Here is a 26,918-nt window from a genome sequence, read left to right on the forward strand (position 1 = left end):
AGTTTAGCAAAACTTCCAAACGATGCAAGCGGTTTTTTAAAAACACCCGCTAAAAACTCATAAAATTAATCCGTTTGATGATAATTCAACCGCTTTGATCACTGCGCGAGCTTTTATTTGGGTTTCATTCCACTCAGATTCAGGATTTGAGTCATAAACAAGCCCTGCTCCTGCTTGTACATATACCTTATTTTCACGAATCACGCAGGTACGAATCGCAATCGACATGTCCATTTCACCATGCCAGCCTAAATAACCAACAGCACCACCAAAAATTCCACGTTTTACTGGCTCAACTTGGTCAATAATTTCCATTGCTCGAATTTTAGGTGCACCCGAAAGAGTGCCTGCAGGGAAAGTTGCTTTAAAAACATCCAATGCATCCACATCATCACGGACTTCGCCTTGAACATTGGACACAATATGCATGACATGTGAATAACGTTCGATCACCATTTGATCTGTCACTTGCACTTTTCCAATTTTTGAGACGCGACCGACATCATTTCGCCCCAAGTCAATCAACATCAAATGTTCTGCAATCTCTTTTTCATCCGATAATAAGTCTTGCTCAAGAGCTAAGTCTTCTTCTTTGGTTTTACCACGTGGGCGTGTTCCTGCTAGCGGACGTACCGTTGCAATGCCATTTTCAAGACGCGATAAAATTTCAGGGGACGAGCCGACAATATGAAAAGGCTGATTATTTTCCAAAGTTTGCCCTTGCACCAAGAACAAGTAAGGCGATGGATTCAAATGACGTAGTGCGCGATATACTTGCAGAGGTTCTCCATCAAAGTCAGAAACCATGCGATGCCCTGGTACGACCTGCATCACATCACCCGCACGAATATACTCTTTCACCGTCTCAATGGATTCTAAGAATTTCTGTTTTCCAGTGAGTGACTCAAAATGTGGTGCAGTATGTGGAGTCGCTTTAAGACTAATTGGTGTTGCCAACAAATCCTCTAGAACATCTAGTTGCTGCTGTGCTTGCTGATAAGCCTCCGCATTATTGACATCAGCATGCACGATCAGGAATAAAGTATCTTTTAAATTATCAAACACAATTACTGTTTTAGACAGCATCATCCAAATATCTGGTAAGCCTACAGGATCCGCTTCTGGCACGTTATTTAAACGTGGTTCAATATAACGTACTGCATCATAACCAAAGTAACCCACCAAGCCCCCTGTAAAGCTTGGTAAAGCAGGTAAATCTGCTTGGGTTGGAACTTTATATTGAGCTTGAAAATCACGGATATATTGAAAAGGATCTACGCAAGGCTGCTTTTCTATCGCTCCATCGGCTTGTTGAATGGTGAGCTCACCTGCGTTGCACGAGAAAACAGTCGATTCACCTAAACCAATAATCGAGTAGCGCGCCCAGTTTTCACCACCCTCTACGGATTCAAACAAATAGGCTTGCTTATGCTCTTTTAGGCGAGCAAAAACAGATAATGGCGTCTCGGTATCAGCTAAACGCTGACGATAGACAGGAATTAGGTTATAACCTGAGTTTTTGAGTTGATCGAATTGAGCTTGTGTTGTCATGAGTGTTTCTCTATTTTTTCAATATGGCGATATCAGTTTTTAAAATTAGCAGGTTGAGTTTCGCCATCGAAAAGCCATATGTTTACTCATGTTCATTCCTTCGTTTACAAAGTTACCCAATCAGCTCACACAGATTATCCACCACTTGTTGTGGCTGACAGTCTAAAATATTTTCACCATGATTATAGCCATAGCTGACCACAACACAATCAATACCCGCACGGCGTGCAGCCTCAACGTCATTGGATGAGTCCCCAATCATTAAAACCTGGTCTTTGTTTTGCGCATATTGTTCAACACAGTGTAACAACTGACGCGGATGAGGTTTGCGCTCTTCAAAACGATCTCCACCGATGACATCAGCAAAATAATGACTCATCCCCAAATGATCGACAATGGCGCGTGCAGGTTGTTCAGGCTTATTGGTCACACAAATCATGGTTTTCTTTTGCGCCAAGCCCCATTCCAAAAATGGCACAATGCCATCAAAAGGTAGCGTTTCCACACATGGGTCAGCATTATAAATCTTTAAAAACGTATCCAATAATTGTTGTTGCTGGGCTGGATCAACTTCACCAGTCAAATGCTGCAAGGTACTTTGACAAAACAGTGCCGTTCCTTTTCCTATCCAAATCCGCACCTGTTCTTCCGTCACGGTTGGTAGTTGCATGGCGTTGAGACTCATGTTCATGGCACGATGTAAATCTGTTGCAGAATCCACCAAGGTTCCGTCTAAATCAAAAAGTAAAACTTCTCGTTGCGCCAAGTTAGCAATATTCATTCACCCTCACCCATTTTTATCATGTGCTGCCCAAAAACAATCAAGGCATGCTGTTGCATGCCTTGATTGTAGTGTGATCTGAATCTTATTTGAACATCAGCCACGCAATAATGGCTAAAATAATCAAGACAATGATCGAGATCAGCCCAACAGAGGCATTCTTTTGCGTCTCAGCCGCTTGAGCAACGGGTGTTGAAACTTCACTAACCTCAGCTGGGGACTCATTTGAAGCAGTAACATCTACACCTTCAGGAATAGGCGCAGGTTTAGGAATACCAACATTTTGTGGCATACCATCACGTGTTAGGCTCACATTAGCATCACGCTCTTTCAGCTCTGGCATTCCCTGATCATTCATTTGCTGTGCTACTGTTTTGGGTTGCTCAGGTTCTGCTTGTGCTGTTTCCGAAGTAGCAACAGCTTCCGATGGCTGGGCAATCGTCTCTTCTACCACAGCCGCACCCAACGTCGCATCACCTACTGACTCAACCACCTGCTCAAGTGGCTTTGCAGGCTCAAGTACTGAAAACTTTAAGCTGGCAAACTGGACAATATCACCCTGCTTTAACAAGGTCTCCACAGCAATTTGCACATCATTGACAAACGTGCCATTTGACGAACCGAGATCTTGTAACCAGAGTGCTTGCTCTTTCAGTAAAAAGGCTGCGTGCTTACGCGAAATTTCAGATTGTTGTAATAAGATATCTGCCGTCTGATGACGACCCACCAACATATCACGATCAATATTAATTTCTTGACCAGTTAACTCACCAGAAATTGCTTGTATTTTCCAAGTCATGACTTATCTCTCTATGTGCTGATTTATCATAACACAGTGAATATTCTTTACCATTTTGCCTTTTATGTAGATGAAGTAAAATCATCTATGCTGTATTCGACTGTAAATCCTCAGATTTTAAAGTAAGTTGTCGAGACCGACTTTTGTGTCATCTGCCCAAGCATGGCACCTTGCATCCGATCAACACTTAAATTCTTCCATACAGACTCAGGTTGCTGCACTTGCGGCAACTGACTTGACGTGGTCTTCTGAGGCACTTTAGCAACGGGTTGTTTTTGAACCACAGGTTCAATCGCAACAGGTGTTGTTTCTACCTTAGGTTGAGTTGCTGTCGGGCTACTCGGTACACGCTGATAAGATTGTGGCAAGCTTGGTTTCGTTGAGCTAACAGGCAAACGTTGTTGGAAGACATCATCGACATTTTCTGGTAATTTTGAAAAACTACCATCTTTATCCATAGCCAACTGCAAACTGTATAACTGACTATAGCGCTGTTGGGAAAGGCGACGTGCTGACTCAGCATCACCAACAATCGTTGGATGAATGAAAACCAACAAATTGCGTTTCTGATCCGTCTTACCATCTGAACGAAATAAGCGCCCCAAACCAGGAATTACACCTAGACCAGGAATTGACTGGCGTGAATAGGCTGTATTATCAGAAATCAAACCACCTAGAACAATGGTATTACCATGTTCTGCCAAGACTGAAGTCTTGATCGCACGCTTACTGGTAACCAAATCTTGCGCTTCACCCTTATTGGTTTTGACATCTGAGACTTCTTGTTCAATCTCTAAACGGATCGTTCCGCCTTCCCCAATATGTGGCACCACCTTAAGCGTTACACCCACATCTTTACGTTCAATCGTTGTATAGGGATTGGCTGTGCCTGAAGATGTGGTAGAAACCGAACCCGTCACAAACGGTACATTCTCCCCCACAACAATATAGGCTTCTTCATTATCCATAGTCACAATAGACGGTGTGGAAAGCAGATTCGACTTAGTTTTACTCTTTAAAGCCTGAATCATGGCACCATATAACTGGCGAGAACCATCACTGCCTTCTTTGTAATCACCCAAAATGAGTGAAGCACCAGCTCCAATTGCACTGGCTGCCCCTGCACCACCACTGGCTAAATAACCCGCCGCAATACTTTGTAAACTTGAACCAATATTGTCAAAGTTAATAATTCCCACACCACTGCTTAAATCACCCATCGCCCATTGTACGCCCAGTTGATCTGCATCATTCCCTTCCACTTCAAGAATAGTTGCCTCAATCAGGACCTGCTGACGACGAGTATCCAATTGCTGAATAGCAGACTCAATTTCACGCATGAGCTGTGGATCGGCTTTAACAACCAACGCATTTTGTGAGCTATCAGCAATAATACTCACTCCATTACTATTAAAACTGGTGATGTTGTTTTGATTGCGATTGGACTGGCTATTTAAGTTAATACTGGGTGTAGAAATCTGTGAAGACGAACCCTCACTGTTATTATTTTGGCTAAAGGCCGCATTAGTGTTGCCACTATTATCAGCAGACTCGTTACTATTGACTGCTTGTCCCGAAACTAAGCCTTGTAAAATCTCAGATAAGTTTTTGGCGCTGGCATATTTTAAACGAAAAACCTTCAAGCCACCCAGACGTTCCGCAGCAGGCACATCGAGCATCTCGATCATTTGGCGAATACGTTTACGTGTAGCGGTATCCCCTTTTAAAATAATCCGATTGGTGCGGTTATCTGCAATAATACGTATTCTTGAGCCTTTTAAGTCCTTGATGGAACCTGTGCCGCTCATACTCTCCAACAACCCTATCATCTCTTCAGCTTGACTCGACTGTAACGACACCGCTTCAATGTCATTTTGTCCCGTACCATCCAAATTACGGATAATGGTTTCAAGCTGATAAATATTGCTAGCACGATCGGAAACAATCAGTGCATTGGTTCCATTCACTGCCGATAAATGTGCAAATTGTGGCATCAGCGGGCGTAATGCTGGAATTAAATCATTGGCATTGGTATTTTCCAGCCAAATCACCCGCGTCACAATCTGATCACCTGTGGCGCGGTGACGTGCGTCATAGGGAATGCCTGAGCTTTTTACATTACTATCAGGCACAATTTTAATGGTTCTGCCAGATGGGATTGCCACTACACCATTCACATTCAGCACCCCTAAGAACAAATCATAAACTTCTTCTTTGTTAAGTGCTTTGTTTGAAATGACCGTAACATTGCCACGAACCCTTGGATCCACCGCAAAATTTTTCCCAGTGATATCTGCAACTTCATTAATAAATGCGGTTAAATCTGCATCGCGTAGATTAATTTTCCATGTTTGCGCATAACTGGCTGTGCTCACCGTGGCAAGCAAAGGTGCTGCAATTGTTAGTGCCCATGCTGAGCGGTGATTCAATAAAGCCATAAATCCAAATCATTCCTAACTGATACTGGTGATGCTTGATCACTGAAAATTTTGTTGTACCGTAATGATACGATCACCACGTTTCACTTCTATTTTTACTTGTCCTTCACGACGCGCACGCTCCAATAACTGCGCATCATTTTGCCCCTGTCCGATCGCTTGACCGTTTAAAGACATAATCTGATCTCCCGCCTGCAAGCCTAAACGACTACGTAGTGCAGCAGGGGTTTGTTCCGTCACCTGATAACCTTGGCCAGCATTATTGTTGGTACCGACACCCAAATCCTTTAAATATTGCTCGCGATCTTGTTGTAAGCCCTGTACTGCTTGGCCTAATGCTTGCTGCTCTTGACTCACAGGAGGAACTGCAACAGGTGCAGTCGTCGGAGCCACAATTTGCTGATCTAGATTATCAATTCCTTGGAACAACAATTCTCGGGTTTGCCCACTGTTATTTTTGAGAATCGCGCGGTCCCAATAGACCTCAGCCAGATAATATGAACTGCCTTCTATGCTCTCCCCCACCCGATAACGATCTGCTACATTATTTGACTTAATCACAGCAGATGAAAACTGACTAGGTTGCCCAACCACCACACCTTGTAGCTGTAAATTGAGCTGATCATCTGCAGGATTCTTACTTTGCTCTGCAAATAGCGCAAAATTGGTAATATTCGGGACTTGGGGTTGCTGTGAACCCAATTCAACACGTGGCATTTGCATAACTTGTGGTGGCGCCACCCAGAGCCAAAATAAGCCAGCCAACTTCCAGCATAGTGCTAAGATCAAAAGCATTAAACACAGTGGTGCTAGGCGCTCAAACTGTTTAAGGTTCAGCTCTGGTAATTTCTGTAGATCAAAACCCATTAAAAGCCCCCATTCAGCAGAGGCTGACGCGAACTCACCACATAACTATCTAGACCTGCTTTACCTTGATAAGATGGCACATTTAACATTAAACGTTGGGTTAATTGCACATCCAGCATCAAATCTGGATCAACCGTTAAATTCATGAGTTTTTGTTGACGTTGATCCTGCAAATTAATCATGAGTTTATTTTGATCTTGCGATAACTTTCCTGCCAACGATGGAATTTGCATTTGCTGTGGACGTTGCGCAAAGATATACATCAATTCCCCTCCAGCCCACTGCATGCCACCACCTACCTGACTAAAACCTTGCTCTTTTTTATAATTAAAATCAATTTCTTGCAACTGGATTGCATTGCTAGGCCATTGCCAATTGGCGACCGACTTTAAAGTTTCTGGAGCAATTTGTCCGTTCAAATCCCGCACGATGACTTTTTTCCCGAAACCATAGGCCAACACACCATCCAGTTTGGTATTGGCACTATAAATCTCAACATTGGCGCCTGCACGCAGTAACAGTAAATCTAAAGGCCGGGTTGTCCAAACAACGGTTCCACGTAATTTTCCAGTTTGCCAATCGGCCTGTCCATGCCAAAGATTACCGCTGACATTCTGCAAAATCTGATTGTTTTTATAAAATTTTGCAATGAGCCATGCTGCCGGTATTTGCAGCAAAACGAAGATTAAAAATACTACAACTGTAAACATCCACCACGTGACGTATTTAGGTTTTGTGATTCTCCCACCACGAACTTTCAATTATTCTTCCTTGCTTCATTTTTTGTCTTTCTTTGATAGACATTATGCATAATTTTACAACAACACCAAACGTTAACTACAAAAAAAACCAAGCATATAATGCTTGGTTTTTGCAGTTTATGTCACGTCTGTGACAAGGCGATGACTTAGATTAGGAAATCTTCTAGCTTCGCACCTTTTTCCAACTGAGCCACTAACCAGCGTGGTTGCTTACCACGACCTGTCCATGTTTCAGCAGCATTGCTTTTGTTACGGTAACGTGGCTCGACAGACTTACGCGTGCCTTTCTTACGCTTCGTTGCACCAAACTCTAAAATTTGTTCGATGCTTAAACCTACATTTTCTGCAATTGCAATAATTTGGGTATATGCATCTTCAACTGCTTGATCTTTTTTAGATGCAATTAAAGCTTCCGCTTCGATTTGTAGACGCTTTAACTCTTCTACGGATAAATTACTAATATCTGGCATACATTAACTCCATTAACCAACATTTTATTTACTGAGCCTATTTAATAATATTTTGATTAGACCAAAGACTCAACTCATCCATGACTTAAACAACAATACTTAGACAGTATTTATATAGTCTAGCGACTTTTAAAATAAATAAAAAGACATTTATATTTTATGTCCGATGGTTAACTCGAATTCTTTGAGTTTATGACGCGTCAGTTCAGGGATTAATGTTTTCTGCATATTCACCTTATCGACACAAACAATAACCGCTTCCGCTTCTGCAACGATAGATTGTTGTTGCTCGCTCCAGAGTAAATAATGCATACGAAATGCACTATTTCTAAGTTCTTCAATCCGTGCACCGATGCTTAATTGATCTGGATAAAATACAGGTTTTAAATACTTGCACTGATTTGATGCGACCACAGTCAGTATGTCCGAAGATAAAATACCTGTCCGCTCAATATAGGCCAAACGAGCACTTTCCACATAACGGTAATACATGACGTTATTAACATGACCAAAGGCATCCATATCTCCCCAAGCCACCTGTTGGGTATAAATCAATGGGTAATCTAACAGGCTCCGCATTATCCACCTATATTTTCATTTCGACAAAATTTGCATTATTTTCAAAAATTAAATTTAACTGTTTAATTAAATCCTCATCCCCGTTTAAGGTCGACTTGATTCTTAAATAGTTCATTAATACATTATCTGGATATAAATTTAATAACTCATCGGCTTGGTCTTTGTTCCCTAAAGCAGTATAAATATGCCATTTTGCAAAACTCAAAACAGGCACACTCATATACTTCGCTTCCCATGCTTCGATATGCTGTTGTAAATCGACATAATCGGGTAGCTGTTTCAAAAGTTGCTGTTGAAACCACAAATAAAATACTTCTGCATTAAACTGTTGATTGAGCAAATGAATCGACAGAATTTCATGTTGTGCACTCAAATCAGGCATTCGCGCTAATAATTTAAGCCATAAAAGTTGAATATCATAACTGCGGGTAAAAATCTGATCCGATAGATCTAAATAGCGCTGTTTTAAATCTTCTAAATTGTCATAGCTAGCTTGATCAAATTTAATCAACAAACGTTTCAACCATGCTTTCTTCACATCCTGATCCAAATGACCATATTGGGTTGAACGCAAATACAGCCATGGAAACTGAACCGCGAAACGCCCCCACAACTCTTTTAAACAGGATTCATAAGCTGTTTGTACATCCTTTAGCCATGGTGAAAGTTCATGTTGATTAAGAAACTCAAGATGAGTGAGTGCTTGTTCCGCATCCTCTTTCGCTAAAAAGAGTTCAATACGCTGAAGTTCAGCCAGTTCAAAAGCCATTGCATTGCTTTGAGTTAGTGCACTGAGTGCTTCTGGAAACTGCGCCTTCATCAAGTATAAGCGCGCATCAATAATACTTTTGAGCAAGCCCGACTGAGCAAACGCATTTTGAATAAAGGCCTGCTGATCTCGACCTGCATCTAACAACCAGATCACAGCCAATTGCTCGTAGGGATGTAAATTTTTAAAATCAAAAACCGTTTCTGCTTTACGTTTTTCCCGACTAAGATAACGTTTCAGCCCGAGCCAACATAGGTGCAAACCAAGACTCAGTACGGCTAATGCAAGAAACATCACCCAAAGATTGGTTTGCAATTGCCAGTCATGCCAAAATACATAGACATAGCCTGCACCATGTCCGTAACTCAAAACACTCAGTACAGCAATCGCAATTAAACTCACCAAGCCATAAGCAGTCAGTATTTGTTTCATCTCATTACCCCAGCAACGCACGTGTGCCTAAAATCGGGGTGGGCACGACCATCAAAGTCTTTAATTTATTCAATTGTTTTAGCAGTTCTTTAGCTTTAGGATCTGGTAGCTGCTGAATGAGCAACATAACCTCAGTCAAATCTTTTTGGTATTCGGTGTATTGTCCTGAAATTAAGGCTTGACGGGCCAATAACAAACGCAATTGGGCCTCTTTCAAAATAATCTGGCGTTGCATTAACGCTGTTGCGGGTGCTTGAGCAGGTTCAAGCTTAAACCATTGTTTCCAAAAGGGTTCAGACGAATCACGTACGGTGCTTAACTGTGGTTGCTGTATTTCACGATTTAAAGCCAGATCAATCTGTTGCAGTTGACGGTTAATTTGTGCTTGCTGTTCATTGCGCTCAGCCACAAATTTCTGAATGGTTTGCATATCTCGCGCGATGACCTGATGCAGACTTTGCTTCAACGCCACAGCCAAATTATATTTTTCCAGCTGCATATCTAAAAAGGCCAATTTATCGGTGGCCACCACATACTGCTGTTGCTTTAAGGCAAACTCCACCAAGTCCAGTTGTTGTTTGATAAACAAAATTGGATCAATACCCTCAACCACTTCTTCAGTGAGCTGACTACTCGTCGCATTCGCTACTGCAGGACTCTGCTTCAAAGTTTCTTTTTGACGTTGCATGGCGACAACTTGATCGTTCAAATTAGCACTGCGCTGCTCGATTTGGTGCATCTCACTCAACAAAGCAGTTTGCTGTGTACTCAGCCCCCACACGTCATAACTCAGCTTCGCAACCCACGCCAACGCAGCCATTAACACCACTATAAGAATCTTCTTCATGCGTTCCCTTGCCCACTGCATAACAACTGTACAATCGTGGCTGTCTTTAAGTCTTTCAGTACACTCACTTTAAACTGTACATACATTTGCTGTTGAGACTGTTTCAAGATGTGAGCCAAACGTTCACCTAATACCAAAAAGTGTCCTTTTTGCAAAAGTTGAATGTTTGTGTCTAGCAGAGCTAACCAATTCAGCCAACTAGCCTCACTACTGATCAGCGCAACATAATCATTATGTTCTGATAAACATTGAACCAATTCAGCCTGTTGCTGCAAAGTTTGATGAGGACAACGGCGTTCATATAGCACAAAGTTCAGTATAAAACGCCCGTGTTGCATTAAGGTGTCCATCATAAACTGACGCCCACCCTCGCCACGCCAAAATGCAATGCTCGCATCACCAGCCAAGTTCTGCAAAACGGGTAATTGTAACATCCCTTCTGAGCTTTCCACCTCAGGCACCACACTGTCCAAACCATATTCAGCCAAAGCCTGCGCTGTTTTTTGTCCAACAGCAATCCACTGAAGATGCTTTAAGTCAGACAGAGCTAACCCACTGTGCACCAATTGATCCATACCAAACTGTACAGCGCTTGGACTAACCACGACCACAACCTGCACCTGAGGCAACTGATCATACAAATGTGCCAAGTCTGTATCCCATAGCCTTGGAATGAGTTCCAATAAAGGCAGAGAATAGACCTCAACCGCCTGTTGCTCTAGCACTTGAGTCAGGCTTTTCGCCCGCTCGACTGGACGCGTATTAATAAACAGCATCGTAACGAATATTAATGATAAAAAGCTTTGAGCAAGTCACCAGCGCCTTGTGCCAATAACTCTTGTGCAAGCACCACGCCCAAATGCTCTGCTTCAGCAGCATCACCTGCCACTTGTGCTTTCAGTAAGGTTTGCCCATCGACACTGCCCACGCGACCTTCAAGCTGAATGCGGTTATCTGCTAAAGTGGCATAGCCTGCAATCGGTACCTGACAGCCACCTTCAAGATAAGCATTGAAAGCGCGTTCAGCACGTACACAAGTATCTGTTTCTAGATGTAGTAAGGGATGAATCAGGTCCAAGACTACTTGATCATTGCCACGACACTCTAGCCCTAAAGCCCCCTGACCCACAGCAGGTAAACTCAACTCTGGTTGAATGGTATGGCGGATACGTTCTGCCAAACCCAAACGTTTTAATCCTGCACTAGCCAAAATAATGGCATCATACTGACCCGCATCCAGTTTAGATAAACGTGTTCCCACATTGCCGCGTAAGTCGATAATGTCTAGGTCTGGTCGTTGTTTTAAGATTTGGCATTTACGGCGCAAACTCGAAGTACCAACCTTTGCCCCTTGTGGCAATGCCTCAAAACTCGCATAACTATTCGACACAAAGGCATCTAAAGGATCCTCACGCTCACAGATGACCGCCAGTGATAAGCCTTCAGGCAAAGCCATTGGAACATCTTTCATCGAATGCACTGCCAAATCAGCACGACCATCCAATAACGCTGCTTCAAGCTCTTTGACAAATAAACCTTTGCCACCAATTTTTGCCAATGGCGTATCTAAAATTTTGTCCCCTTGGGTAACAAAAGTTACCAACTCTACGGTAAGCCCCTCATGCAATGCTTCTAAACGAGCACGAATATGTTCAGCCTGCCAAAGAGCAAGTGGGCTTTGTCGAGTAGCGATCTTTAGGGTTTTCATAAATTTTAGTATGTGCCAATAAGAATGAAACTATCTTAAACTGAATTTCCCCCATTGGAAATGTATTCAGCCTAAAGCACTGAGTCTCATTTCTTGCAGCATTACCGATGGCTTTAAGTTAGAGCTTATGTAAGCGCTCACGCAATCCTGGCAAATGCCGTCGGCTGACTGCCAAACGCTCATCTAGCTCACGGCAACGCACTTGATACTGTCCAGAGTTAACCACCTCTAACCCTTCTAAAAAGTGAACTGAAACCAAAGCATTGCGGTGGATGCGAATAAAGGCATCCCCAAACTCATGTTCTAAGTCTTTTAAGGTTTCATCAATTAAAACACTGCCATTTCTATGACGGACAGTGACGTATTTTTGATCCGCTAAAAAATAATAAATATTTTCAACAGGAACCAACTCCACACCACGATAGGTTTTCGCTGCGATTTGATGTCGCTTTACATTAAATTCGTCCATATTTTCTTTTTGTTTTATCTCGCTCATTTGAGCTTGGGTTAATTTAGTGAGGTGACCAAGCACCTGTTGCAATTCCTGTTGCATCACTGGTTTTAATAAATAGCCTTCAGCATGTGACTTAAATGCGTCAAGCGCATGTTCATCGTAAGCTGTACAAAACACCAAAGCAGGCATGGGCTCAAGCTGACGCAAAAAATGCGCACAGGTTAAACCATCCATTTCTGGCATTTGAATATCCAAAAGTACAACGTCTGGCTCATATTGTTGAGTGAGTTCTATAGCTTGTTGACCATGCGATGCGGTTGCCACCACCTGATGTCCAAGCTGACTCACCAATCGAGATAAACGTTCAATTGCTAAAGGCTCATCATCACAAATTAGGATGTCCATTTATCTCCCCCCAACAGTCACCTTGTTTATTTTTATAGGTTCACTGTGGCTTATTTATATTGATACTGCACAACAGTGGTATACATTCCTTCCCCTGCATAAGTTTGAAAACTGACACTACGCCCAAAATATGCTTCTAGACGCTGCTTCACATTTTCAATGGCAATACCATGTCCCTGTCGTTTATGAATTGTTTCCTTTGTAAATGGGTTAGTTATCACGATATTAACTTGATTTTGCAATATTTCAATCAGTACACTTATCGTACTCTTAGTTAAAAATTTTTCAACTCCATGAAAAATACTATTTTCAAGTAAAGGTTGTAAAGTTAAGAGTGGAATATGTACCTGCGGACATAACTCGGCATGTTCGATTTTCCATTCAACCTGTAAACGATCTCCCAAACGAATTTGCTCGATTGCCAAATAGCGTTGACATAGCTCAATTTCATCACTTAACTTCACCAACTTCAGCTCTTGAAAACTGGCTCTAAACAGGCGCGACAAGTTGAGTAACATTTGCTCTGCTTTATCTGGATCAATCGCAATTAAACTGACAACATTATTTAAACTATTAAACAAAAAATGTGGATGAATACGGGCTTGCATAGCTTGTACCCGCGCATTCAGTTCACTATGTTGCTGCCTGAACCACTGCTCTCTTAAATATAGATAACGAAAACAAAAAGTCCCCAACAGCAGACCATAACCCAAATGTAGCGCCACATCCTCGAATAGAACTGGCGAAGTTAAACCTTTGAGACTAAAATTGATGCCAAAGAAGATCAGCATATTAAGACTCAGCGTGGTCGCCAAAACAATGATCTGTAATAAAAAAAAGCCTGACAATAAAGTCATACCCAAACTTAAATTTTGCAACTTTTTTTGAGCATACTGCATCAGTGCGGTAAACGACAGCAACACCCAATTAATGTAAAGCATATAACTCAGCACATGCCCAAACACCAAAGCTGACCAAGACTGTGCTTCGGCCAAAGCCAACAGCATAGCCAACAAATTTCCACCAACAAACAGCTCCAGCAAATGTGGCCATTGCACAATTTTACTAAATAAATAGGAAATATTGGGCTTGGTCGTACTGGAAGTTAAACTTTGCGCATCTTGAACTTCGGCAAGTTGTCTTGAATTTGTTATACTCATGCGAGTTCTACCGCTTTTTATCTTATTGAGCCGACATGACCACATCTTCTAATTCCTCAAATCCGTCACAAGCCCAAACTTCGGGTATGTGGGGCGGTCGTTTCTCTGAAGCTACTGATGCCTTTGTTGCTGAATTTACAGCATCTGTACAATTTGACCAACGCTTTTATAAACAAGATATTGCAGGTTCTATTGCTCATGCGACCATGCTTGCAAAAGTTGGCGTTCTGACTGAACAAGAACGCGATGACATCATCAATGGCTTAAACACCATTCAAGCTGAAATCGAAGCGGGTCAGTTCGAATGGCGTATTGACCTAGAAGATGTGCACATGAATATTGAGTCGCGTTTGACTCAACGGATTGGCATCACAGGTAAAAAGCTCCATACAGGTCGTAGCCGTAACGACCAAGTGGCAACCGATATCCGCCTCTATGTTCGCGATGAAATTGATGCCATTTTAGAATTACTAAAAAAATTACAAAAAGGTATTTTGAGTATTGCGGCTCAAAACACGCATACCATTATGCCAGGTTTCACCCACTTACAAACAGCACAGCCTGTGACTTTTGGTCACCACCTATTGGCATGGTTTGAAATGTTAGTCCGTGACTCTGAGCGCCTCATTGACTGTCGTAAACGTACTAACCGTATGCCTTTAGGTTCAGCAGCACTGGCAGGTACCACTTACCCCATCGACCGCGCATTTACAGCAGAGTTACTGGGTTTTGAAGCTGTTTCTGAAAACTCGCTTGATGCAGTATCTGACCGTGACTTCGGTATTGAGTTCAATGCTGCGGCTTCGCTGATCATGATGCACTTATCACGCATGTCAGAAGAACTCATTCTATGGACATCTGCTCAATTTAAGTTTGTAAACATTCCAGACCGTTTCTGTACGGGCTCATCCATCATGCCACAAAAGAAAAACCCAGATGTGCCTGAGTTAGTACGTGGTAAAACAGGCCGTGTCTATGGCGATTTGATGAGTTTGTTAACACTCATGAAAGGTCAACCGTTGGCGTATAACAAAGACAATCAAGAAGACAAAGAGCCTTTGTTTGATGCGATTGATACCGTGCGTGGCTCGCTCATGGCTTTTGCAGACATGATTCCTGCTTTGGTGCCAAACATCGACATCATGCGTGAAGCAGCGCTTCGTGGCTTCTCAACCGCAACCGACTTGGCTGATTATCTTGTTAAAAATGGTGTGGCTTTCCGTGATGCACATGAAATTGTGGGTAAAGCAGTTGCTTTAGGTGTTCAAGAGTCCAAAGACCTTTCTGAATTGACTTTAGAACAACTTCAACAGTTCTCTGACTTAATTCAAGCTGATGTATTTGAAAAAGCACTGACCCTTGAAGCGTCAGTCAATGCGCGTAACCACATTGGTGGAACTGCACCTGCGCAAGTAGAAGCTGCCATTGAACGTGCCCATGCGCGTTTAGAAAAACTTTATGCTCAATAAGGACGTCTAGATATGACTCGACAAGTTTTTTGCCGTAAATATCAAACAGAAATGGAAGGTTTAGACTTTGCACCGTTTCCAGGTGCAAAAGGCCAAGAACTTTTTGAAAGCATCTCCAAGCAAGCTTGGGGAGAATGGTTAAAGCACCAAACCACTTTAATCAATGAAAAGCGCCTAAATGTGTTTGAACCAGATGCGAAAAAGTTTCTTGAAGAACAACGTGAGAAGTTCTTTAACAATGATGAAAGCTTAGAAAAAGCAGAAGGCCTAAAGCCTGAGGCGTAATAAAGCGGAGTACTGCTCCAGCACGCCGTAAGACAAGCGAAGCGCATCGTTTCAAATGCCATGAAAGAGTCTGTAAAAGGACTCTTTTTTTATTTGCATGTCGATTGACTAAATCAATCTCTAAAGTAAAAAAGAAGATAGATGACACGTGGATGACTTAATTACTGTTTAAACCGATTATTTGTATCCAAATGATTGAATGTAAACATAGCGCTACAGAACCTGTATAAAACTCAACATTACACTACAAGAACCTACATGACGCAGAAAAACATCTTTCCTATAATGACATTCAAGGATAGAGGGAAACCTCTTATCTATAACGATAAATATCCCCGATTTTAGTCTCAGATTTCCCCCAAAATCTGAGATTTTTTTTATCCAAAAATTAAGCAACCATAAAAAAGCACAACCGAAGTTGTGCTTGAAAAATAAAATACGCTATTTTTATTTTTGGATATGTTTTTCAACTTCTTCAAAACTGGTATGACGCACATCCAAACCTTTCACCATGTAAATCACTTGCTCAGAAATGTTACGCGCATGGTCGCCAATCCGTTCTAATGAACGTAATACCCACATCACATTAATCACGCGCGCAATATGACGCGGGTCTTCAATCATATACGTCATCAAAGTACGCGTTGCAGACTGATATTCACGGTCAATATCAGCATCGGCCATCATCACCCGTAACGCTTGCTCAGCATCCAAACGCGCGAACGCATCTAAAGCATCATGAATCATGACACGAACTTGGTTACCAATATGACGCGTTTCCATATAACCACGTGGTGATTCGCCATCTTCACATAAACTTTGCGCAATACGAGCAATTTTCGCAGCCTCATCACCAATACGCTCTAGATCAGTATTGGCTTTCGACATTGCAATCACCATACGCAAATCAATCGCAGCAGGATGGCGACGGGCTAAGATCAAGGTCAATGCTTCATCAATTTCACGCTCTAATTGATTCACTGCATTGTCTTTAAACTGTACATCTACCGCTAAGTTGGCATCGGTGTCGAGTAAAGCATGAATTGCATTTGCCACTTGTTGCTCTACCAAACCACCCATGGTCATAAATTTAGTATTCACATCCTGCAAATCTTCATTGAACTGTGAAGAAATGTGATGGTTTAAAACAGGACTATTTGGCAAAGGACGTACTCCACAGCAACATCATGAGGGACTAAAGTTTGAGCGATATTAAAACATATCAATTATGAAGATTTGATGACAAGAGCTCATTCTGAGCTTGTTGTGTCGATCCACAATGCTTTCATTTTTCGCATCTCATAGTCAGTCAACTTACCCACAGATGCCTTTAAATGCAAGATAATGCACAAATCACCTTTCAAGTATCCGCATTGTATTTTGATTAAAACAGTATGCCTTCCCCATGAATGTCCATTTTTAGCACTAAGCTTTTAACCAAATTGACATGCATCGAATTCAATTACACCTGTCACAACTTAGCTTTCGCCAACATCATCAAAAGCAAAAGTTTATTCAAACGAATTGTTATTAGTTTCGTATATTTTTTATTGCATAAATTACACTGACATATCTTAATGCATTCATTATGAAGTAAATATTTTCCAGCGTCATAAACCATGAACCACATTCATTCACAATACTACACATTAAAAATCTGATTCCTCTATAAAATGAGGCGTGGAGAAACGGAGTGTCTCTATATCTTGTTGTCGCTGAACTGAGTTTTCTAAATCGAGTTGCTGTGAATCATTTTTCTTTCTTTTCACTTAAAACATATACGCTCATATTTTTGTGCGTAATGCTGGCTGCCTGTCAGAAACCAGAGCCAGTGAGTTTTCAGGAACCAGCTAGAATTGAAGCGTCTTCGTCACAAACGATGGATCTCACAGATTTGTGCCAAAAAATTGGCAAAAACATGTCCGAAATAGATGCTCAGCGTACCACTTTTGCTTTAGAACAAATCAACCAAGACTTGAAACTATGTCTACCTTTACTTGATTTCCAACAGCAAAAACATTTATTGAGTTTATCTAATAAAATGTACAGTGACTTCTTAGCCGTCGATCGTACGCCACAGCAACAACGTGCTTTTGAAAGTTATGCTTTAGAAATGGCACAGCACCCGACCATTCAACAGAGTCTTTTTGAACAATTAACGCTTCGTGACCAATACTTAATCAAACATCAAGGCCAATCTTATGTGGAGTTATTCGACGCAGGCGAAGGGGAAGTCCATTACCGCCGCAGCCCTGAATATTTAGCTAAAATTTTTGCACCCTATTTACCTGTTGCAGAGCAAGCGTTTATTGAACATTTAGCAGCACAAAATCAGTACCCTGCCGTGATCGACCATCAAGTTAAAATTGATGCTAAAGAAATTGCAGATCGTGCATTGTATTGGGAAAGTTATTTAAAACAATATCCTCAAAGTAGCTATCATCAAGATGCCCGCCATTTATTGAATCTATATAGCACCTTGCTGTTTATTGGACCAAATACTCAAGCTGTTTATGATGGCTATACCGTACAAAGCAGTTATTTAGAGGAAATTGAGCGTCTTGCTGAACTCAAAAATTCAGTAGTCACCGATCATGCACGTTTATTTTTGAAATTTATTGAACTTAGCCCTGAACAAAGAACAGCTCAAATCATCTTGCCTGCTTCCACTCATCCGCAGCGTTTAGGTGCAGAGCAATTATTACAAACTCAACTCGCTCACTTTATTCAACTCCGTATGGTTCAACCCGACCAAGGCAAAGACTGCTTAAGTGATGCCATTTGCCTGAACCGCTAACATATACGCTCTCAAATTGTGCTCATATTTTGAGTAAAAAGATCGCTGTTTTTGCTTAACATGCATGTTAAGATGATGCATCGCTTGACGGAGCGCGAGTAACAACTCGCTGAGATCATCTAAAGCTTTTTAATGAAGTTTTGAAGATGAGTACCGTTGAACCTGATCAGGTTAAGACCTGCGTAGGAATCAAGCCATCTAAAAACTGAACGCCTTTCATTGAACTATTTCCAGTAGAAATACATTCGTTGCATTTGTATCTACAAATCAACAACACATAGAAATAGCTTCAATTGCCATCGTTTTTGGTCGTGCTTGATTCGTTGATGTCATTCATAAGGATCATTGCAATGAACCATTTAACGAATCTTTCCGCTGAAATTTCAGCACAACATGAACAAGATGCCAAAGACCTGACCCGTATCTTGCCTGCCTCTAAAAAAGTCTATATCCAAGGTTCGCGCCCAGACATTCAAGTCCCCATGCGTGAGATTGAACTGACCGAAACCCCAACAGGCTTAGGCGGTGAGTACAATCCGCCTGTCATGGTATATGACACCTCTGGCGTATATACCGATAGCAATGTCAGTATTGATCTGAATAAAGGCCTACCAAATGTCCGTGAAACTTGGATTGAAGAGCGCGACGATACTGAAATATTAGACTGCCTCAGCTCAAGCTTTGGTCAAGAACGTTTACGGGATATTCGTACCGCTGAGATTCGCTTTGCGCATATTCAAAAACCACGTCGTGCCAAAGCGGGCCACAATGTCACGCAGATGCATTATGCTAAACAAGGCATCATTACGCCTGAAATGGAATACATCGCTATTCGTGAAAATCAACGTCAGCGTGAAGGGGTCGATGCACGTCAGCACGTGGGGCAAAACTTTGGCGCGCATAACTTGATGGAAATCACACCTGAGTTTGTGCGTAAAGAAGTAGCTGAAGGACGTGCGATTATTCCTGCCAATATTAACCATCCTGAAATTGAACCAATGATCATTGGTCGAAACTTCTTGGTGAAAATCAATGCCAATATTGGTAACTCGGCTCTCGGTTCTTCAATTGATGAAGAAGTCGCAAAAATGACGTGGGCAACCCGTTGGGGTGCAGACACCATCATGGACTTATCGACCGGTAAAAATATCCATGAAACCCGTGAGTGGATTATCCGTAACTCACCTGTTCCGATTGGTACTGTGCCTATCTATCAAGCTTTAGAAAAAGTCGATGGGGTTGCGGAAGACCTCACATGGGAAATTTTCAAAGACACACTAATTGAGCAAGCGGAGCAAGGTGTAGACTATTTCACCATTCATGCGGGTGTCTTATTACGTTATGTACCGATGACTGCAAATCGTCTCACTGGCATTGTCTCTCGTGGCGGTTCGATCATGGCTCAGTGGTGTTTGGCCCATCATCAGGAAAACTTCCTCTATACACATTTCGATGAAATCTGCGAAATCATGAAAGCCTATGACGTGTCATTTAGTCTCGGTGATGGTCTACGTCCAGGTTGTATTCAAGATGCCAATGACGAAGCACAGTTCTCTGAGTTACGCACATTAGGTGAGCTCACTCATCGTGCGTGGAAACATGATGTTCAGGTGATGATTGAAGGACCAGGGCATGTGCCTATGCATATGATCAAAGAAAACATGGATCTGCAACTTGAAGTTTGCCAAGAAGCGCCCTTCTATACTTTAGGTCCATTGACCACCGATATTGCCCCAGGTTATGACCATATTACTTCTGCGATTGGTGCGGCGATGATTGGTTGGTACGGGACTGCCATGCTGTGTTATGTCACCCCCAAAGAACACTTGGGCCTGCCGAACAAGAAAGATGTCAAAGATGGCATCATCACCTATAAAATTGCAGCGCATGCAGCAGATTTGGCCAAAGGTCATCCGGGTGCGCAAGTCCGTGACAATGCCCTGTCTAAAGCACGTTTTGAATTCCGCTGGGAAGATCAGTTTAATTTAAGCCTTGATCCAGACACGGCGCGTAGCATGCATGATGAGACTATGCCAAAAGAAGCACACAAATCTGCACACTTCTGTTCGATGTGCGGTCCGAAGTTTTGTTCGATGAAAATCACCCAAAACGTCAGGGATTATGCACAAAATAAACAGAACACTGAACTGAATAAAATTCAGCAAGAAGAGGTTGAATCAGGCCTCAATAGTATGAAAAAACAGTTCCATGCAACAGGACAAAACTTGTACCAAAAAGTGTAAGTTCATAAAAAACCTTTTGTAATCATGCGATTCTCAGTTAGGATGAAGTGATAAATTTCATCCTGATTGAGCTTTATGAACATAATTAAGCAAGCTACATATCACCGTGAAGATGTCCAAATTGTAGACAGAACCTTTCTGTTTCGGGGTTTTATCCAAGTAGAAAAAGTAAATTTACGTCATCGTCTGTTTAATCAAACTGAGTACACCTCTGTGATTTCACGTGAGCTCATTCAGCGCCCTGAAGCGGCTGGTGTCTTGATTTATGACGATACACAACAAAAATTTGCACTGATTGAACAGTTTCGTATCGGCGCTATGGATGACCAAGATTCAGCTTGGCAGCTAGAAATTATTGCAGGGGTTTTAGATGGAGATGAATCACCCGAAAGTTGTATTCGTCGCGAAGCACTAGAAGAATCAGGTTGTCAGATTGAACAATTACAACATCTGTTCAGCTTCTATCCTTCTGCGGGCGCCTGTGCTGAACTGTTCCATCTGTATAGTGCTGCAGCCAATTTACCTGAACAAGGCGGTGTCTTCGGTATGCCAGATGAAGGTGAGAACATTTTATTGCACCTAATTGATTATGCGCAGATTGGTACATTACTTTCCAATGGTCGGCTCAGAAATGCGCCTGTCATAATGGCCTTGCAATGGCTACAACAACAGATTAAAACGACAAGGAATGTCTAAGGGGTCAGACATGACTTTAAATAATGAAAAAAATTGGATCATTGTCCAAATTTCCGATACGCACTTGATGGATCAAGATCATTTGGAATTTGTACATATGAATCCAGAGCAAAGCTTTCATCATGTGATGCAACACATTGTTGAACGCCATCCAAAAATTGATGCCATCGTCCATACAGGCGACTTGGCACAGGTTCCCGTGCCTCGGACTTATCAGCGCTATCTAGACTTTATGCAAAGTTTAAAGACGCCGTTTTACCAAGTGCCTGGCAATCATGACAATATTGAACACTTCCCTTTTCATGAGCAACAGAATAAAGCTCACGTTATTCACTTTGGTCCGTGGAGCGTAGTCTTACTCAATAGCGCAGTAAAAGGAAAAGTTGATGGATGGGTGGATGAAGCTCAGTTGATTCAGTTGGAACAGATTTTACAAGATTTTGCACAACAGCATATTCTGATTGCTTGTCATCATCATCCCTTTGAAATGCAGTCCAAATGGATTGATCAGCATAAACTCAAGAATACCCCAGACCTCACTGCTGTGTTGGCACGACATACCAATGTCAAAATTGTCTTATCAGGTCATGTACATCAAGAATCATGGCGTGAATGGCACAATATTCAGTTTTATTCGACACCTTCAACCAGTGTGCAATTTAAGCCTTTAAGTGATCATTTTGCTTTAGATGAGCAAGCACCTGGTTATCGTATTTTACAATTAAATGCAGATGGAACACACGAAACACAGGTACAGCGCGTGTCACACGCGCAACAAAAAATAAATGTTGAAATTTCAGGTTATTAACTTTTCATTTTTCTCGTTTTCAATTACCTTAGTTGCTCTTACGAAAAAGTGATCAATTTAATCCAAACATCAAAGACTATCAAAATACTTAAAAAGTCTATATGATGACGACCCCCGAGGGTGGAATCTACTCGAGGGTGGATAAAAACACTTGCATATCACCATATTTTTTGCGTATTGAATACGTATATGATGAGGATTGCCCTAAATGGCGAATGACAACCAAAATACTGTCTTAGACGAACAAACTGATGTTGTAGATGAAAAATCTACAAAACGCGTGCGCAAAACTAAGCCCAAAGCGACTGACGGTGGTTCTACTGCTAGCTTATTTGGTATTGAACCTTATCAGCCGAAAAAAAATGAAGAATACATGTCTGAAGGTCAGCTAGAGCACTTCCGCCAGATCTTATTGGCTTGGAAAGCAGAGTTGATGTCAGAAGTTGACCGTACACTCAACACCATGCAAGACGAAAACACCGCTTTGCCTGATGTGAATGACCGTGCGACACAAGAAGAAGAGTTTGCAATTGAACTACGTACACGTGACCGTGAACGTAAACTCATCCGCAAAATCGAACAATCAATTGAAGCGATTAAAAACGACGACTATGGTTTCTGTGAAACCTGTGGTATCGAAATTGGTCTGCGCCGTTTAGAGGCTCGCCCAACTGCAACTTTATGTATTGACTGCAAAACGTTAGCAGAAATCAAAGAGAAGCAAAATAACGGTTAATCATGTTATTTAATAATCCTCCCCCAACCCCTCCTTTACAAAAGGAGGGGGACAACAGGATGGCTTATGTGGGTCGGTTTGCGCCATCGCCAACCGGCCCTTTGCATTTTGGTTCACTCATTACAGCCGTTGCCAGTTATTGCGAAGCAAAAGCACATCAGGGCTTATGGTTAGTACGCATTGAAGACACTGACATTCCCCGCATTTATCCTGGCAGTGAAAGCCATATCTTGCGTTGTATCGAAGCTTTCGGCTTTCAACCCGATGCAGAGATCATTTTCCAAAAAGATCGTCTCGATCTATACGAAAACGTCATTCAACAATTGCATCAACTCCAACTGGTCTATGCCTGTCAATGCACCCGCAAAATGCTCGGTTCTAATCACATTTATGCAGGTACTTGCCGTGACCTTGCTCTGCCTTTTGAGCAACAAGCCATTCGCGTCAAAGTGGAAGATCTCGAGATTTGTTTTAATGATGCGCTGCAAGGCAGACACTGCTCGCAGCTAGCACATGAGCTCGGTGACTTTGTACTGAAACGCCGTGATGGCATTATCAACTATCAGTTAGCAGTCGTAGTAGATGACTACCTACAAGGTATCACCCATGTGGTTCGTGGTGCAGACCTTTTAGACAATACCGAGCGACAAATTTATTTAGGTCAGCTCTTAAATTACCCGCATCTTAACTATATGCATCTGCCTTTAGCCATGAATGATCAAGGGCAAAAACTGTCTAAACAAAACATGGCACATGCACTCGATCTCAACCAAGCACCTGCTCTACTCGCTCAAGCGATACGCGCTTTAAATCAGCCAGCTGTCGAGTTAGACCACCCTGAACAAATGTTGCAACAAGCCATCGCACAATGGGATGTTTCGCTGATTCCGCATTGCACTACCCTGCACGGCACTTATGTATAGCAAAACGATTACGGCAGAAACTCAACACTAAGCATAGCATTCAACGTTTCAATTAAAGCAAATTCAAAACTGATGTAAACCATTACAGTTATATCCATCATAAAAGCATGAGGGATAAATGCACTGATGAAAAACAGAATTCAGGAACAGCTCAAACGCTATTCGCATAATAAAAAACATGTCCAGTATGCAAATAACATGATGAAAGAAGAATCAAGCTTAGAAGCTTGATTCTTCTTTCGTTGGGTTAGTGCTTTGTGTGCTGGCATCAATTTTTAAAATCAAACTAATCATCACTGCGCACATAATCAGAGATGAACCACCATAACTAATGAAAGGCAGGGTCAAACCTTTGGTTGGGAGCATCCCCATATTCATACCTGCATTGACCAAAATTTGCAGTAAGAAAATAATCGACACACCATAAGCCAAATACCCCGCACGCAGGTACTGGTTTTTCAGTGCACGATGACCAATTTTGATACAACATACCAACATGGTAAAGGACAGAATTAAGACTGTCGTAATTCCGAAAAAACCAAACTCTTCACCTAAAATAGCCAGCATGAAGTCAGTATGAGCTTCTGGTAAATACGCCATTTTCTGCACGCTATGCCCAAGCCCTACACCAAACCACTCCCCACGCCCAAAGGCCATCAAGGCATTGGAAAGCTGATAACCCGTACCTAGTGGGTCTTCCCAAGGGTTAGAAAACGACATTAAGCGCTCAAAACGGTAAGGCTCAAACACAATCAAAAAGACAAAGGCCGCAAAGATTGCACCAAAAGCCATACCAAACTGAATGAGGGGTGCGCCAGCAAGAAAGAAGATGCCGAGCATCATCAAGCTAATCACTACGGTTGCACCTAAGTCGGGCTCCGCAATAATCAAACCCACCGTCAACAGCATAATGATGCCGAGACGGATCAAGCCTTTGATGTTGTTCCTTACCTCTTCAGCACGGCGTACCACATAGTCCGCCGTGAAAATCGCCATCATTACTTTGGCGACCTCAGAGGCCTGCAAGGTGAAGCCCGCAACACGAATCCAGCGGGTCGAACCATTCACCTCTGTACCAACAACCAATACCGCGGCCAGCAGTAAAATGGTTAAGATCCACAACGGAAAAGTATTGTTAAACCAGACATTGAGCGGTATTCGGTAGACGGCGTAGGCTAAAACACCCGCCACAACAATGGAAATCCCATGACGCAATACGTAGTGGAATGAATTCTCATGAAGGCGTTCAGCATACGGCATAGAAGCCGAAGCTACCATGATCGAGCCTAAACACAACAACGCTATCACACAAAAGATCAATACATTACGCGGTGTCACTTCACTGGGTACACGTGGCGCCCAACGGCTATAAAACTGGTTAATTTTATTGATCGTTGTCTGAGCAAACTCAGCCATCTCAATTTCCTTATTATTTTTAGTGGAGTTCTTGCACACAAGCGACAAACTGATGTCCGCGCTGTGGGTAACCACTGAACATATCAAAACTTGCACATGCAGGTGACAATAACACGACATCGTGGGCTTGGGTATGTTGTTGGCAAAGTGCAACCGCCTGCTCTAAAGTGTCAGCATGCAGTAAAGGCGTTGTTCCTGCCACGGCTTTTTCAATCAATACTGCATCTTCACCAATCAATACCGCCACTTTCACATATTTGCTCAAAGCTTCACGTAAGGCACTAAAGTCTTGCCCTTTACCTTGACCACCTAAAATGATCGCAACTTTGCCACCTTTGGCCGCAATTGCTGCACCTAAGCCATCAATTGCAGCTAAAGTTGCGCCGACATTGGTTCCTTTAGAGTCATTATAGTAACGGACCCCCTCAACGTCTTTCACAAACTCACAGCGATGCTCTAAGCCTTTAAAGCCTTTCAGCGTTTCCAACATCGACTCAAGCGGAAGATTAATCGCTTCACCCAAAGCTAAACAGGCTAAAGCATTGGCAACATTGTGTGTGCCTTGAATATACATCTCTGCACTATTCAATAACCGTGTGCGGCCACGAGCCAACCAAATCGTACCATCATCATCTCTTAACACACCGTACTGATTCATATCAGGAGCATTTAAACCAAAGCTTTGCATTGGTGTAGCATCAGGTACCAAAGGACGAGTGAGCGAGTCATCACGGTTATGAACAACTTTTTTCACACCTTGGAAAATACGATGCTTCGCGGTGTGATAACCCATCATATCGCCATGACGGTCAAGATGGTCTTCACTCATATTCAGCACCACCGCAACCTCAGCCTGTAAATTTGATGTGGTTTCTAACTGGAAGCTGGATAACTCCAAAATATATAGGTCTGGATCATCCTTGGTTAAGTCTAAAGCTGGACGGCCAAGATTGCCTCCCACCGCGACTTTCACACCTGCATGTTCAGCCATCAGACCAATTAAGGTCGTCACGGTACTTTTTGCATTAGAGCCTGTAATCGCCATAATCGGTTTATCGGTTGCACGGCGTAGGATTTGAATCTCACTCACTACGGGAATGCCTTTGGCAATCGCAGCTTGAATTTCAGGTAGTTTCGGATCAAGCCCAGGACTAATAATGATTTCTTCAGCAGACAACAACAGCTCTGCGTCAAACTGACCAAAACTGGTTTGTACCTCTGCTGGAATTTGGTCATGACCGGGCGGGGTCGATCGAGAGTCCGTTACTGCAACGCGGTAGCCTTGGTTATGTAAAAAATTGACCGCTGCAACACCTGAAATACCGAGTCCTGCAACGACCTTAAGTCCACCACGTTGTATTAACATTTTCGCCCCATGCTTGGTCTGAAATTTATCTGCGGAAATGTTAGCACTTTGCTGTTTTGAATGCTTTTTCTGTTTTGACTTTCCCGCACTTTTTTTGTGTCAGTGCGTAAAAAAGCCGTCCCTATCGGACGGCTTTTTTATTTGTGAGTAAAAATCGT

General features: G+C 42.3%; 25 protein-coding genes and 1 riboswitch. Of the genes, 8 read left to right on the plus strand and 17 right to left on the minus strand.

Annotated features, from left to right (window positions below):
- Positions 1 to 57: 57 nt before the first annotated feature.
- The 14 genes from trpE to B4F08_RS01320 all read right to left on the minus strand — a co-directional run bounded on the left by trpE (position 58) and on the right by B4F08_RS01320 (position 14,066).
- Complete coding sequence (trpE, locus tag B4F08_RS01255; protein ID WP_110974797.1) at positions 58 to 1,551, minus strand: anthranilate synthase component I; 1,494 nt, start codon at positions 1,549 to 1,551, stop codon at positions 58 to 60.
- 112 nt (positions 1,552 to 1,663) lie between these two features.
- Positions 1,664 to 2,332 (minus strand): phosphoglycolate phosphatase, encoded by a 669-nt coding sequence (gene gph, locus B4F08_RS01260; protein ID WP_086209745.1) that lies wholly within the window; start codon positions 2,330 to 2,332, stop codon positions 1,664 to 1,666.
- Between the two features lie 85 nt (positions 2,333 to 2,417).
- Positions 2,418 to 3,131, minus strand: a complete 714-nt coding sequence (locus B4F08_RS01265; RefSeq protein ID WP_110974798.1) for an FHA domain-containing protein — start codon at positions 3,129 to 3,131, stop codon at positions 2,418 to 2,420.
- A gap of 110 nt (positions 3,132 to 3,241) precedes the next feature.
- A complete protein-coding gene (gspD, locus tag B4F08_RS01270) occupies positions 3,242 to 5,569 on the minus strand; it encodes a type II secretion system secretin GspD (RefSeq protein ID WP_110974799.1) in 2,328 nt (775 codons plus the stop codon).
- Positions 5,570 to 5,608: 39 nt separating this feature from the next.
- Positions 5,609 to 6,436, minus strand: coding sequence for a type II secretion system protein N (locus B4F08_RS01275; RefSeq protein ID WP_110974800.1), 828 nt, complete (start codon positions 6,434 to 6,436; stop codon positions 5,609 to 5,611).
- A complete protein-coding gene (gspN, locus tag B4F08_RS01280; RefSeq protein WP_110974801.1) occupies positions 6,436 to 7,146 on the minus strand; it encodes a type II secretion system protein N in 711 nt (236 codons plus the stop codon). Before gspN ends, B4F08_RS01275 begins: the two co-directional genes overlap by 1 nt.
- 197 nt (positions 7,147 to 7,343) lie before the next feature.
- A complete protein-coding gene (locus tag B4F08_RS01285) occupies positions 7,344 to 7,667 on the minus strand; it encodes an H-NS family nucleoid-associated regulatory protein (RefSeq protein WP_086209750.1) in 324 nt (107 codons plus the stop codon).
- A gap of 150 nt (positions 7,668 to 7,817) precedes the next feature.
- Positions 7,818 to 8,246 carry an acyl-CoA thioesterase gene (locus tag B4F08_RS01290; RefSeq protein ID WP_119064882.1) on the minus strand — a complete coding sequence of 143 codons (429 nt, stop codon included), beginning with the start codon at positions 8,244 to 8,246 and terminating at the stop codon, positions 7,818 to 7,820.
- A 7-nt stretch (positions 8,247 to 8,253) separates the two neighbouring features.
- Positions 8,254 to 9,447 (minus strand): heme biosynthesis protein HemY, encoded by a 1,194-nt coding sequence (locus B4F08_RS01295; RefSeq protein WP_291372609.1) that lies wholly within the window; start codon positions 9,445 to 9,447, stop codon positions 8,254 to 8,256.
- Positions 9,448 to 9,451: 4 nt separating this feature from the next.
- Positions 9,452 to 10,294, minus strand: a complete 843-nt coding sequence (locus B4F08_RS01300; RefSeq protein ID WP_110974804.1) for a hypothetical protein — start codon at positions 10,292 to 10,294, stop codon at positions 9,452 to 9,454.
- Complete coding sequence (locus B4F08_RS01305) at positions 10,291 to 11,070, minus strand: uroporphyrinogen-III synthase (RefSeq protein WP_291372627.1); 780 nt, start codon at positions 11,068 to 11,070, stop codon at positions 10,291 to 10,293. Before B4F08_RS01305 ends, B4F08_RS01300 begins: the two co-directional genes overlap by 4 nt.
- An 11-nt stretch (positions 11,071 to 11,081) precedes the next feature.
- Positions 11,082 to 12,002 (minus strand): hydroxymethylbilane synthase, encoded by a 921-nt coding sequence (gene hemC / locus B4F08_RS01310; protein ID WP_110974806.1) that lies wholly within the window; start codon positions 12,000 to 12,002, stop codon positions 11,082 to 11,084.
- 118 nt (positions 12,003 to 12,120) lie between these two features.
- Positions 12,121 to 12,861: a LytR/AlgR family response regulator transcription factor gene (locus B4F08_RS01315; RefSeq protein WP_086209756.1), complete on the minus strand. Its 741-nt coding sequence runs from the start codon at positions 12,859 to 12,861 to the stop codon at positions 12,121 to 12,123.
- A gap of 50 nt (positions 12,862 to 12,911) precedes the next feature.
- Positions 12,912 to 14,066 carry a sensor histidine kinase gene (locus B4F08_RS01320; protein ID WP_171327379.1) on the minus strand — a complete coding sequence of 385 codons (1,155 nt, stop codon included), beginning with the start codon at positions 14,064 to 14,066 and terminating at the stop codon, positions 12,912 to 12,914.
- On the opposite strand from B4F08_RS01320, the gene argH reads away from it, so the two are divergent.
- Entirely contained in the window at positions 14,057 to 15,490 is a 1,434-nt protein-coding gene (gene argH, locus B4F08_RS01325) for an argininosuccinate lyase (RefSeq protein ID WP_004692796.1), read from the plus strand. The two genes, B4F08_RS01320 and argH, sit on opposite strands and share 10 nt — an antisense overlap.
- Positions 15,491 to 15,502: 12 nt before the next feature.
- Positions 15,503 to 15,775 carry an oxidative damage protection protein gene (locus tag B4F08_RS01330; RefSeq protein WP_004978611.1) on the plus strand — a complete coding sequence of 91 codons (273 nt, stop codon included), beginning with the start codon at positions 15,503 to 15,505 and terminating at the stop codon, positions 15,773 to 15,775.
- A 447-nt stretch (positions 15,776 to 16,222) separates the two neighbouring features.
- On the opposite strand, the gene phoU is transcribed toward B4F08_RS01330, so the two are convergent.
- Positions 16,223 to 16,939, minus strand: coding sequence for a phosphate signaling complex protein PhoU (phoU, locus tag B4F08_RS01335; protein ID WP_004692799.1), 717 nt, complete (start codon positions 16,937 to 16,939; stop codon positions 16,223 to 16,225).
- 580 nt (positions 16,940 to 17,519) lie between these two features.
- Between phoU and B4F08_RS01340 the strand changes: the two genes are divergently transcribed.
- The 6 genes from B4F08_RS01340 (at position 17,520) to gluQRS (ending at position 23,978) form a co-directional block, all read left to right on the plus strand.
- Positions 17,520 to 18,572 carry a hypothetical protein gene (locus B4F08_RS01340; protein WP_086209814.1) on the plus strand — a complete coding sequence of 351 codons (1,053 nt, stop codon included), beginning with the start codon at positions 17,520 to 17,522 and terminating at the stop codon, positions 18,570 to 18,572.
- Between the two features lie 78 nt (positions 18,573 to 18,650).
- A riboswitch (TPP riboswitch) is annotated at positions 18,651 to 18,778 on the plus strand.
- A gap of 144 nt (positions 18,779 to 18,922) precedes the next feature.
- Positions 18,923 to 20,815, plus strand: a complete 1,893-nt coding sequence (gene thiC / locus B4F08_RS01345) for a phosphomethylpyrimidine synthase ThiC (RefSeq protein ID WP_291372639.1) — start codon at positions 18,923 to 18,925, stop codon at positions 20,813 to 20,815.
- A 75-nt stretch (positions 20,816 to 20,890) separates the two neighbouring features.
- Positions 20,891 to 21,511, plus strand: coding sequence for an NUDIX domain-containing protein (locus B4F08_RS01350; RefSeq protein WP_086209759.1), 621 nt, complete (start codon positions 20,891 to 20,893; stop codon positions 21,509 to 21,511).
- A 10-nt stretch (positions 21,512 to 21,521) separates the two neighbouring features.
- Positions 21,522 to 22,319: a 3',5'-cyclic-AMP phosphodiesterase gene (gene cpdA, locus B4F08_RS01355; protein ID WP_086209760.1), complete on the plus strand. Its 798-nt coding sequence runs from the start codon at positions 21,522 to 21,524 to the stop codon at positions 22,317 to 22,319.
- Positions 22,320 to 22,527: 208 nt separating this feature from the next.
- Complete coding sequence (gene dksA, locus B4F08_RS01360; RefSeq protein WP_004692816.1) at positions 22,528 to 23,055, plus strand: RNA polymerase-binding protein DksA; 528 nt, start codon at positions 22,528 to 22,530, stop codon at positions 23,053 to 23,055.
- 2 nt (positions 23,056 to 23,057) lie between these two features.
- Entirely contained in the window at positions 23,058 to 23,978 is a 921-nt protein-coding gene (gene gluQRS, locus B4F08_RS01365; protein WP_291372642.1) for a tRNA glutamyl-Q(34) synthetase GluQRS, read from the plus strand.
- Between the two features lie 219 nt (positions 23,979 to 24,197).
- Here the strand turns inward: gluQRS and ftsW are convergent, their stop codons facing one another.
- Together ftsW and murD are read right to left on the minus strand one after the other, a co-directional pair.
- Complete coding sequence (gene ftsW / locus B4F08_RS01370; protein WP_086209762.1) at positions 24,198 to 25,394, minus strand: putative lipid II flippase FtsW; 1,197 nt, start codon at positions 25,392 to 25,394, stop codon at positions 24,198 to 24,200.
- 19 nt (positions 25,395 to 25,413) lie between these two features.
- A complete protein-coding gene (murD, locus tag B4F08_RS01375; RefSeq protein ID WP_291372644.1) occupies positions 25,414 to 26,760 on the minus strand; it encodes a UDP-N-acetylmuramoyl-L-alanine--D-glutamate ligase in 1,347 nt (448 codons plus the stop codon).
- Positions 26,761 to 26,918 lie beyond the last annotated feature (158 nt).

This window comes from Acinetobacter sp. UBA6720, assembly GCF_002454215.1.
GTDB lineage: Bacteria > Pseudomonadota > Gammaproteobacteria > Pseudomonadales > Moraxellaceae > Acinetobacter.

What these genes read in the sequence shown, in the direction of transcription:
- B4F08_RS01350 (WP_086209759.1), top strand. Translation starts at nt 20,891, where the DNA reads ATGAACATAATTAAGCAAGCTACATATCACCGTGAAGATGTCCAAATT.
- gspN (WP_110974801.1), bottom strand. Translation starts at nt 7,146, where the DNA reads ATGTTTACAGTTGTAGTATTTTTAATCTTCGTTTTGCTGCAAATACCG.
- ftsW (WP_086209762.1), bottom strand. Translation starts at nt 25,394, where the DNA reads ATGGCTGAGTTTGCTCAGACAACGATCAATAAAATTAACCAGTTTTAT.
- dksA (WP_004692816.1), top strand. Translation starts at nt 22,528, where the DNA reads ATGGCGAATGACAACCAAAATACTGTCTTAGACGAACAAACTGATGTT.
- hemC (WP_110974806.1), bottom strand. Translation starts at nt 12,002, where the DNA reads ATGAAAACCCTAAAGATCGCTACTCGACAAAGCCCACTTGCTCTTTGG.
- B4F08_RS01290 (WP_119064882.1), bottom strand. Translation starts at nt 8,246, where the DNA reads ATGCGGAGCCTGTTAGATTACCCATTGATTTATACCCAACAGGTGGCT.
- gspD (WP_110974799.1), bottom strand. Translation starts at nt 5,569, where the DNA reads ATGGCTTTATTGAATCACCGCTCAGCATGGGCACTAACAATTGCAGCA.
- gph (WP_086209745.1), bottom strand. Translation starts at nt 2,332, where the DNA reads ATGAATATTGCTAACTTGGCGCAACGAGAAGTTTTACTTTTTGATTTA.
- trpE (WP_110974797.1), bottom strand. Translation starts at nt 1,551, where the DNA reads ATGACAACACAAGCTCAATTCGATCAACTCAAAAACTCAGGTTATAAC.
- B4F08_RS01330 (WP_004978611.1), top strand. Translation starts at nt 15,503, where the DNA reads ATGACTCGACAAGTTTTTTGCCGTAAATATCAAACAGAAATGGAAGGT.
- B4F08_RS01265 (WP_110974798.1), bottom strand. Translation starts at nt 3,131, where the DNA reads ATGACTTGGAAAATACAAGCAATTTCTGGTGAGTTAACTGGTCAAGAA.
- argH (WP_004692796.1), top strand. Translation starts at nt 14,057, where the DNA reads ATGACCACATCTTCTAATTCCTCAAATCCGTCACAAGCCCAAACTTCG.
- thiC (WP_291372639.1), top strand. Translation starts at nt 18,923, where the DNA reads ATGAACCATTTAACGAATCTTTCCGCTGAAATTTCAGCACAACATGAA.
- B4F08_RS01300 (WP_110974804.1), bottom strand. Translation starts at nt 10,294, where the DNA reads ATGAAGAAGATTCTTATAGTGGTGTTAATGGCTGCGTTGGCGTGGGTT.
- B4F08_RS01295 (WP_291372609.1), bottom strand. Translation starts at nt 9,447, where the DNA reads ATGAAACAAATACTGACTGCTTATGGCTTGGTGAGTTTAATTGCGATT.
- B4F08_RS01285 (WP_086209750.1), bottom strand. Translation starts at nt 7,667, where the DNA reads ATGCCAGATATTAGTAATTTATCCGTAGAAGAGTTAAAGCGTCTACAA.
- B4F08_RS01275 (WP_110974800.1), bottom strand. Translation starts at nt 6,436, where the DNA reads ATGGGTTTTGATCTACAGAAATTACCAGAGCTGAACCTTAAACAGTTT.
- cpdA (WP_086209760.1), top strand. Translation starts at nt 21,522, where the DNA reads ATGACTTTAAATAATGAAAAAAATTGGATCATTGTCCAAATTTCCGAT.
- gluQRS (WP_291372642.1), top strand. Translation starts at nt 23,058, where the DNA reads ATGTTATTTAATAATCCTCCCCCAACCCCTCCTTTACAAAAGGAGGGG.
- B4F08_RS01315 (WP_086209756.1), bottom strand. Translation starts at nt 12,861, where the DNA reads ATGGACATCCTAATTTGTGATGATGAGCCTTTAGCAATTGAACGTTTA.
- B4F08_RS01320 (WP_171327379.1), bottom strand. Translation starts at nt 14,066, where the DNA reads ATGTGGTCATGTCGGCTCAATAAGATAAAAAGCGGTAGAACTCGCATG.
- B4F08_RS01305 (WP_291372627.1), bottom strand. Translation starts at nt 11,070, where the DNA reads ATGCTGTTTATTAATACGCGTCCAGTCGAGCGGGCGAAAAGCCTGACT.
- murD (WP_291372644.1), bottom strand. Translation starts at nt 26,760, where the DNA reads ATGTTAATACAACGTGGTGGACTTAAGGTCGTTGCAGGACTCGGTATT.